The organism is Mesorhizobium sp. M7A.F.Ca.AU.002.02.1.1, from assembly GCF_003998535.1.
In the GTDB taxonomy this organism is placed as follows: Bacteria; Pseudomonadota; Alphaproteobacteria; order Rhizobiales; family Rhizobiaceae; genus Mesorhizobium; species Mesorhizobium ciceri.
Window position 1 is genome coordinate 1 of sequence record NZ_RZPB01000249.1, and the last position, 7,574, is coordinate 7,574.

At 62.6% G+C, this 7,574-nt stretch carries 7 protein-coding genes and 1 pseudogene; 1 reads left to right on the forward strand and 7 read right to left on the reverse strand.

The window, feature by feature from the left end:
* The 7 genes and pseudogenes from EN879_RS16755 to EN879_RS16785 form a co-directional block, all read right to left on the reverse strand.
* Positions 1–479 (reverse strand): annotated as a pseudogene (locus EN879_RS16755) (carbohydrate kinase); the annotation flags it as partial.
* On the reverse strand, positions 476–793 hold the full coding sequence (rhaM, locus tag EN879_RS16760) for an L-rhamnose mutarotase (RefSeq protein ID WP_024503130.1): 318 nt from the start codon (positions 791–793) through the stop codon (positions 476–478). The gene rhaM and the pseudogene EN879_RS16755, both read right to left, overlap by 4 nt.
* Positions 793–1,788, reverse strand: coding sequence for an ABC transporter permease (locus tag EN879_RS16765; RefSeq protein WP_063170032.1), 996 nt, complete (start codon positions 1,786–1,788; stop codon positions 793–795). Before EN879_RS16765 ends, rhaM begins: the two co-directional genes overlap by 1 nt.
* Positions 1,785–2,759, reverse strand: coding sequence for an ABC transporter permease (locus tag EN879_RS16770; RefSeq protein WP_013533601.1), 975 nt, complete (start codon positions 2,757–2,759; stop codon positions 1,785–1,787). Before EN879_RS16770 ends, EN879_RS16765 begins: the two co-directional genes overlap by 4 nt.
* Positions 2,756–4,297 (reverse strand): sugar ABC transporter ATP-binding protein, encoded by a 1,542-nt coding sequence (locus tag EN879_RS16775; protein ID WP_063170033.1) that lies wholly within the window; start codon positions 4,295–4,297, stop codon positions 2,756–2,758. The genes EN879_RS16770 and EN879_RS16775 overlap by 4 nt, the downstream gene beginning before the upstream one ends.
* Positions 4,298–4,381: 84 nt before the next feature.
* Positions 4,382–5,377: a rhamnose ABC transporter substrate-binding protein gene (gene rhaS, locus EN879_RS16780; protein ID WP_013533599.1), complete on the reverse strand. Its 996-nt coding sequence runs from the start codon at positions 5,375–5,377 to the stop codon at positions 4,382–4,384.
* A 55-nt stretch (positions 5,378–5,432) separates the two neighbouring features.
* Entirely contained in the window at positions 5,433–6,242 is an 810-nt protein-coding gene (locus EN879_RS16785; RefSeq protein WP_063170034.1) for a DeoR/GlpR family DNA-binding transcription regulator, read from the reverse strand.
* 185 nt (positions 6,243–6,427) lie between these two features.
* On the opposite strand from EN879_RS16785, the gene EN879_RS16790 reads away from it, so the two are divergent.
* A partial coding sequence (locus tag EN879_RS16790; RefSeq protein WP_127274137.1) for a bifunctional rhamnulose-1-phosphate aldolase/short-chain dehydrogenase occupies positions 6,428–7,574 on the forward strand: 1,147 nt, incomplete at its 3' end.

Here is a 7,574-nt window from a genome sequence, read left to right on the forward strand (position 1 = left end):
GCCCAGTATTGCGGGTACATCAGCAGCGCCGCGGCCCTGGCGAATTCCGCCGGGAAGCTCTTCTGCTGCCAGAAGAATTGTGCTCCGAGATTGAGGCCGAGCGGCAGGCGCGGCGTGCCGGTCTCGGCAAAAGGCGGGCGGATCGCGTCGTAATCCTCGGCCATCCCGTCGGGGCCGTCGAACTCATAGTCGAGCACCGGCAGCACCAGTTCACCCGCCGCGTCGACCAGCACGCCGGTCGCGCCATGGGTGGTGATCGAAATGGCGTCGATGCGCTGTTCGCGGTTGAGGCCGGCAAGGCTTTCGAGGATGAATGCCCACAAGGCCTCGACATCGTGATGTGGGTAAGGCGCCTGCCGCACCGGCGCATTCGCCATGCGGCGCAGCGCCACCTCGCTCAACGCAGCGAGGTCGACCAGCGCCACCTTGGCGTTGGTCTTGCCTATGTCGATGACGGCGATGTGGCGCATCGCAGTCATGCCATATGGAACATTGTTTCCAGCTTCACGGCCACCGGCTCGTTGTCCGGCCTGGTTTCCATGATGTCGGCCATGTGGGCCCACCAGCGCTGCATCACCGAATGCCCGGGCAATTCGTCCATGCGGTGGTCGTCTTGCCGCCACAGCACACCGAACAGGATATTGGTCTCCTCGTCGAGATGGATGGAATAATCGGAGACGCCGGCCTGCTTCAGCAGCGCGACCAGCGACGGCCAGATCTCGTCATGGCGCTTCTTGTACTCTGCCTTCATGCCGGGCTTCAGCTTCATCTTGAACGCGTATTTCTCGGCCATCAACGCCCTCCGCGCAGCCGCCGCCAGACGATCGGCAAGGCGATGACGATGATCAGCAGCAGGCCGATGAAGATCGACATGACGATGCCCGGCACATTGAGCAGGCCGAGCCCGAAGGTCACCAGCCCCATGATGAAGGCGGCGAGCACGACGCCCAGAATGCTGCCGGCGCCACCGAGGATGCTGACGCCGCCGAGCACCACCATGGTGATGACTTCGAGTTCATAACCCTGCGCGATCGAGGGCCGCGTCGAACCGAGGCGCGAGGTGATCAGCACCGAGGCGATGCCCGACATCAGCCCGGTCAGGCAAAACAGGATGAACTTGGTGCGGCCGACGCGCACGCCGGAAAATTGCGCAGCGACCGGATTGTTGCCGATGGCGAAGACGCGTCGGCCGAAACTCGTGCGGTGCAAGAGGAACCAGTAGACGACAGCCGCGATCAGGAACAGCACCAGCTCGAACGACACCACCCACCAGACATAGCCCTGGCCGAAGAAGGCGAAGCTTGAGGGATAGCCTTTGTAGGCCTGGTCGCCGAGGATGATGAAGGCGATGCCGCGAAACAGGCTCATCGTGCCGATGGTGACGACGATCGAGGGCAGGCCGAGCCTTGTCACCAGCAGACCGTTGAAGGCGCCGCAGCCGAGCCCGACAACGATGCCGATTGCCACCAGCACTGGCGTGCCGGCGCCGGCCTGCACCGCCATGCCCATCATGGTCGACGCCAGCGCAATGATGGCGGCCACCGACAGATCGATCTCGCCCGAGATGATCAGCAGCGCCATGGCGAAGGCGATCAGGCCCTTCTCGGTGAAATTGAAGGTCAGATCGGACAGCGAGTACGGATCGAGGAAATAGGGCGAGGCGAAGCTGTTGATGGCGAAGATGGCGACGGCCACCACGACCAGCAGCGCTTCCCAGGAAAAGATCGCCGAACGCAGCGGCTTGTCGAGCCGGTCGGGAATGTGGCGCGGGGCAGGGCTGTCGGTCACGCCTCCACCTTTCTGAGGATGATGCGGCCTTGCTGGCGCTCGCCGCGCGCATTGAGCACGACGGCCAGAATGATTGCGCTGCCCGAAATCGCCATCTGCCAGAAGGGTGAGATGTTGATGACCGGCAGCGCGTTGGAGATGATGCCGAGGAACAGCGCCCCTAATACCGCGCCGCCGACCGAGCCGATGCCGCCGGCGATCGAGATGCCGCCGATGACGCAGGCGGCGATGATGTTGAGCTCATAGCCATTGGCGACCTCGACCGAGGCGATCACGTAGCGCGAGATCCAGAGATAGCCCGACAGGCCGCCAATCATGCCGGAGATGCAGAAGACGATGAATTTCGTCCGGCCGACATCGATGCCGGCATAGACCGACGCCGTCGGGTTGACGCCGATTGCGTAGATCGAGCGGCCGAGCGCGGTGCGTGTCATCACAACGAAGAACAGCGCAATGACCAGGATGGCGATCCACGACAGCACCGGAATGCCGAGGAAGGCCGCGCGCTGGAAGCCGATGAACTCCGGGCTCATCTTGTCGGCATTGACCCAGGCACCGCCGGACAGGACGAAGGTGGCGCCGCGATAGATGGTCAGCGTGCCCAACGTCACCACGATCGAGGGGATGTTCAGCCGCCAGACCAAAAGGCCGTTGATGGCGCCGAGCACCAGGCCGACGACCAGCGCAATGACGATCAGCAGCGGGATCGGGATCGCCGGATGCGCGGCGTTCAGCATCGCCACCACCATGCCGGTGAAGCAGAGGTTGGACGCCATCGACAGGTCGATCGACCGGGTCAGGATGACCACCATCTGGCCAAGCGCCAGGATCATCAGGATCGAGGTGTCGTTGAACACCTGACGCAGATTGGCCGGATCGGCGAAGGCCGGAAAACGCGTCGAGATCAGCCCGATCAAGACGATGATGGCAGCAGCCAGCCAGATTTCGCGGTATTTGAGGAAAGCCTTCATGCCGCGATCCCCGCTGCCGTCCGAACCAGCGTCTCGGCGTCCAGCCCCTTGTTGTCGTAGACCGCCGCGACTAGCCCCTCGCGCATGACCACGACACGGTCGGACATGCCGAGGATTTCGGGCAGCTCGGACGACACCATGATCACCGACAGGCCTTGCGCCACCAACTCGGCCATGAAGCCGTGCACGGCGGCCTTCGAGCCGATGTCGATGCCCTTGGTCGGCTCGTCCAGGATGATCACCTTGGGCGACGTCGCCAGCCATTTGGCGATGACGATCTTCTGCTGGTTGCCGCCCGACAGCGTGCCGACATCCTGGCTGAGCGAAGAGGCCCTGAGGTCGAGTCGCTCGGTGTAGGAGCGGGCCAGATCGAACTCCTCCGACAGCCGCAGCAGGCCGGATTTCGACGTGCGCTTGAGCGAAGGCAGCGAGACGTTATGGAAGATCGGCAGGCCGATCACCACGCCTTGCTTGCCGCGTTCTTCCGGTACGTAGACGATGCCGGCATCGATCGAATCCGCAGCCGATTTCGGCGCGATCGTCTTGCCTTCCAGCGTGATCGTGCCGGCTGAGGTGCGGGTGATGCCCGATATCGCCTGCATCACCTCGCTGCGGCCGGCGCCGACAAGGCCGTAAAAGCCGAGGATCTCGCCCTTGTGCAGTTCGAAGCCGATATCGTTGAATTCGGTCGGATGCGACAGGCCGGAAACGGAGAGCACCGGTGCGCCGATCTCGGCCTTGCGCTGCGGGAAGATGTGATCGACCGCGCGGCCGACCATCAGGCGCACGATCTGGCTCTGGCCGGCATCCTTGATCAGGCCTTCGCCGACCATCTCGCCATCGCGGAACACCGTGTAGCGGTCGGCGATGCGGTAGATCTCGTCGAACTTGTGGCTGATGAACAGGATCGCCTTGCCATCGCTCTTGAGGAATTCGATCAGCAAAAAGAGCTCCTCGATCTCCTTCATGGAAAGCGCGGCGGTCGGCTCGTCCATGATGACGATCTGCGCGTCGATCGACATGGCACGCGCAACCGCGACCAGATGCTTGTTGGCGATGCCGAGGTCCTTCAGCCGCGCGTCGGCGTCGATATGGCCGGCATGCATGGTGTCCAGCACTTCGCGCGCATTCTTGCGCATCGTGCGCCAGTCGATGGTGCCGAAACGCGTGCGTGGCGCGTGGCCGAGAAAGATGTTTTCGGCGACGCTCAGATCGTCGAACAGCACGGTTTCCTGGTGGATGGCGGTGACGCCATGGCCGAAGGCGGCATGCGCGCTGGGCAGGGTGACGGCGTGGCCGTCTATGCTGATCGTGCCCCCGTCGGGCTGGTAGATGCCGGTCATGATCTTGACCAGCGTCGACTTGCCGGCGCCGTTCTCGCCGATCAGCGCTGTCACCTGGCCCGGATAGAGCGACAGGCTGACATTGTGCAACGCGCGCACGCCGGGAAAGCTCTTGGAGATGCCGGACAGCGTCAGGCGTGGAGCCGGGGCCGGAGGCCGCTCCTTCACCGCGCCGTGTTGGGCTGTCGTGTCCATAGTCGTATCAAGCCCTGAAACAAGGTTCGTTTAAAGCCGCGGCGGGACGTGAGCCCCGCCGCGTCAGCTCTAGAGAACTCCAGATCAATAGATCTTGGAAAACTTTTCGATGTTCGACTTGTCGAACTGGAAGGGCGGAGCCATTGCAGCCGAGTTGGTGTCGTCGAGCGTGACCTTGCCGACGCGGCCGATCGACAGCGTGGCGCCGGGCTTGGCCTCTTCCTTCTTCACCGCCAGATCATGGGCGAGGTAGACGGCCGAGTAGCCGAGGTCGATCGGGTTCCACAGGGCAACCGCCTGGCTGGAACCGTTGTCGATGAACTTCTTGAACTCGGACGGCAGTGCGAGACCAGTGACATTGACCTTGCCGATCAGGTTCTCGTCGGTGACGACCTGGGCGGCGGCAACGACGCCGACGGTGGTCGGCGCGATGATCGCCTTCAGGTTCGGATAGGACTTCAACAGGCCCTTGGCTTCGTCGGTGCTCTTGGCCGAATCGTCATCGCCGTAGACGGTGGCGACGAGTTTGATCTTGGGGAACTTCTCCGGCAGGATCTTCTTGGCCGCGTCGATCCAGGCGTTCTGGTTGGTCGCGGTCGAGGAGGCCGACAGGATGGCGACCTCGCCGCCTTCCGGCAGGTGGTCGGCGGCGAGCTTGATGATGGTCTCGCCGATCAGGCCGGTGTCGGACGGGTTGAGGTGAAGCTGGCGACCTTCCTTGGCGACGCCCGAATCCCACGAGATGACGGTGATGCCGCGTTCCATGGCCTTCTTCAGCACCGGCACCAGAGCGTCGGCGTCATTGGCCGAAATGGCGATGGCGTTGACCTTCTGCGCGATCAGCGAATTGACCACTTCGATCTGCGCTTCGGCGGTCGCCTTGGTCGGGCCGGTGTAGATGATGTCGACATCGCCGAGTTCCTTGGCCGCCTCTTCGGCGCCCTTGTTGGCGGCATCGAAGAAGCCGTTGCCGAGCGACTTCACCACCAGCGCGATCTTGACGTTTTCGGCATAGGCGGCATTCACGAACATGGCGGCCGAGAATGCAGCCGTCACCATCAATTTCTTCAAGAAGCTCATCGAATTTCCTCCCTTGAGCGTTGCATTCCATCGCCGCTGCGAGCGCGAGTTGGCCTCAGGCCTGCAGTGAAGATTCTTCCTTGTTGGTTGCGGATGTGCGGGCGACGATCAGCGTCACGCCGGCGGTCTCCAGCATCTTGGCTTCACGATCGTCGATGCCGTCATCGGTGATGACGGTGGCGATGCGCGACAGGCCGCACAGGATGAGGCTGGAGCGTTTGCGGAATTTCGAGGAATCGACCAGCACCACCAACTCGTCGGCCTGGTCGATCAGTTTCTGCTCCGCCTGGATCAAGAGCGGATCGCCCTCCATCAGGCCGAGCGGCCCCAGACCCTGCGCACCCATGAACATGCGGCGCGCATAGAAATTGCGCGTCACGTCGTTGTCGAAGGGCGACAGGATGATGTTCTGCTCGCGATAAATGGTGCCGCCCGACAGCATCACCGTATTCTTGGAATGCTTGAGCAAATGCTCGGCGATGGGGAACGAATTGGTGAAGATCGGCATGCGGCGGCCGGTCAGGAAATGCACCATCTGGAAGGTGGTGGTGCCGCCATTGATGATGATCGGTTCGCCGTCGTTGCACAGCTCGACCGCTTCACGCGCAATCGCCCGCTTCTGCGAGGCGTTGATGGTTTCGTTGACGGAAAAGGGCCGGCCGGCCAGCCCGATGAACTGCGGCGGCGAGATTGCCTCGGCGCCGCCGCGCACGCGGCGCAGGCGCTTCTGGACGTGGAGAGCCGCGATATCGCGCCGGATCGTCGCCTCGGAGGACTCCGTCAGGTCGACCATCTCCTGCACCGTCACCACAGGCTTTTCCTGGACGGCGGACAGAATGATCCTGTGGCGCTCTTTTTCGTGCATGGTTCCTCCCTGCCCGGGCATCTAGGCACCCAAAACGCGCAGTGTCAATCATTTCCGATCATATAATTTCATTGTGCAGTGCAGTATGATCGATATTGATCGTTTGTGATTGACAAGCCGAGCGCTTCCGTGGAAATTCGGGGCCAAATGGCCGCGCCTTCTGCGTGCCTTCGGGAGGATTTCTTATGCTCGACAAGCGCACCGGCGCGCGCCTCGCCAATCTGTGGGACGAGGCCAAGGCTCACGCCATGAGCGGGCCGGAACTTCTGGTCTACCGTTCGAACACACTTGGTTCCGACAAGCGGGTCACCAACTATGGCGGCGGCAACACGTCGTCGAAGATCTGGCAGAAAGACCCGCTCACCGGCGAGGATGTCGAAGTGCTGTGGGTCAAGGGATCGGGCGGCGACAGCGCCTCGATCAAGCTGGACGGCTTTGCCACGCTCTACATGGACAAGCTGCGCGCGCTCAAAGGCCTCTATCGCGGCGTCGAGCACGAAGACGAGATGGTCGGCTTCCTGCCGCACTGCACCTTCAACCTCAATCCGCGTGCGGCTTCGATCGACACGCCGCTGCATGCCTACGTGCCGAAGCCCTTTGTCGACCACATGCATCCCGATGCCATCATCGCCATTGCCGCGGCGAAGGATTCGAAGGCGCTGACGAAAGAAATCTTCGGCGAGGCCATCGGCTGGCTGCCGTGGAAGCGCCCTGGCTTCGAACTTGGCCTGTGGCTGGAGAAATTCTGCCTCGAACACCCAGCCGCCAAGGGCGTCATCCTGGAAAGCCACGGCCTGTTCACCTGGGGCGACACCCCCAGGGAATGCTACGAGACGACGATCTCAGTGATCAACCAGGCGATCGAATGGTTCGAGCGCCGCTCCGAGGGTGTCGCTATCTTCGGCGGTGAAGCGGTCAAGTCGCTCGACGCCACTGAGCGCCGTGCCATCGCGGCCAAACTGATGCCGAGGATTCGCGGCCTGATCTCGGAAAGGAGCCACAAAACAGGCCATTTCGACGATTCCACTGCTGTGCTCGAATTCGTCAACTCCAGGGATCTGCGCCCGCTGGCGGCACTCGGCACCTCATGCCCCGACCATTTCCTGCGCACCAAGATCCGCCCGCTGGTCATCGAATTCGATCCGGCAAAGCCCGATGTCGATGCCGTCATCGCGCGTCTTGCCGACGACATCGCCGAATATCGCGTTGGCTACCAGGCCTATTACGACAGCTGCAAGCATCCGGACTCGCCCGCCATCCGCGATCCCAATGCCGTCGTCTCCCTGATGCCCGGCGTCGGCATGTTCACCTTCGCCGGCGACAAGGCGACGG

Excerpts from the sequence above, each read along its gene's own strand:
- EN879_RS16770 (WP_013533601.1), bottom strand. The coding sequence starts at position 2,759 with ATGAAGGCTTTCCTCAAATACCGCGAAATCTGGCTGGCTGCTGCCATC.
- rhaS (WP_013533599.1), bottom strand. The coding sequence starts at position 5,377 with ATGAGCTTCTTGAAGAAATTGATGGTGACGGCTGCATTCTCGGCCGCC.
- rhaM (WP_024503130.1), bottom strand. The coding sequence starts at position 793 with ATGGCCGAGAAATACGCGTTCAAGATGAAGCTGAAGCCCGGCATGAAG.
- EN879_RS16785 (WP_063170034.1), bottom strand. The coding sequence starts at position 6,242 with ATGCACGAAAAAGAGCGCCACAGGATCATTCTGTCCGCCGTCCAGGAA.
- EN879_RS16775 (WP_063170033.1), bottom strand. The coding sequence starts at position 4,297 with ATGGACACGACAGCCCAACACGGCGCGGTGAAGGAGCGGCCTCCGGCC.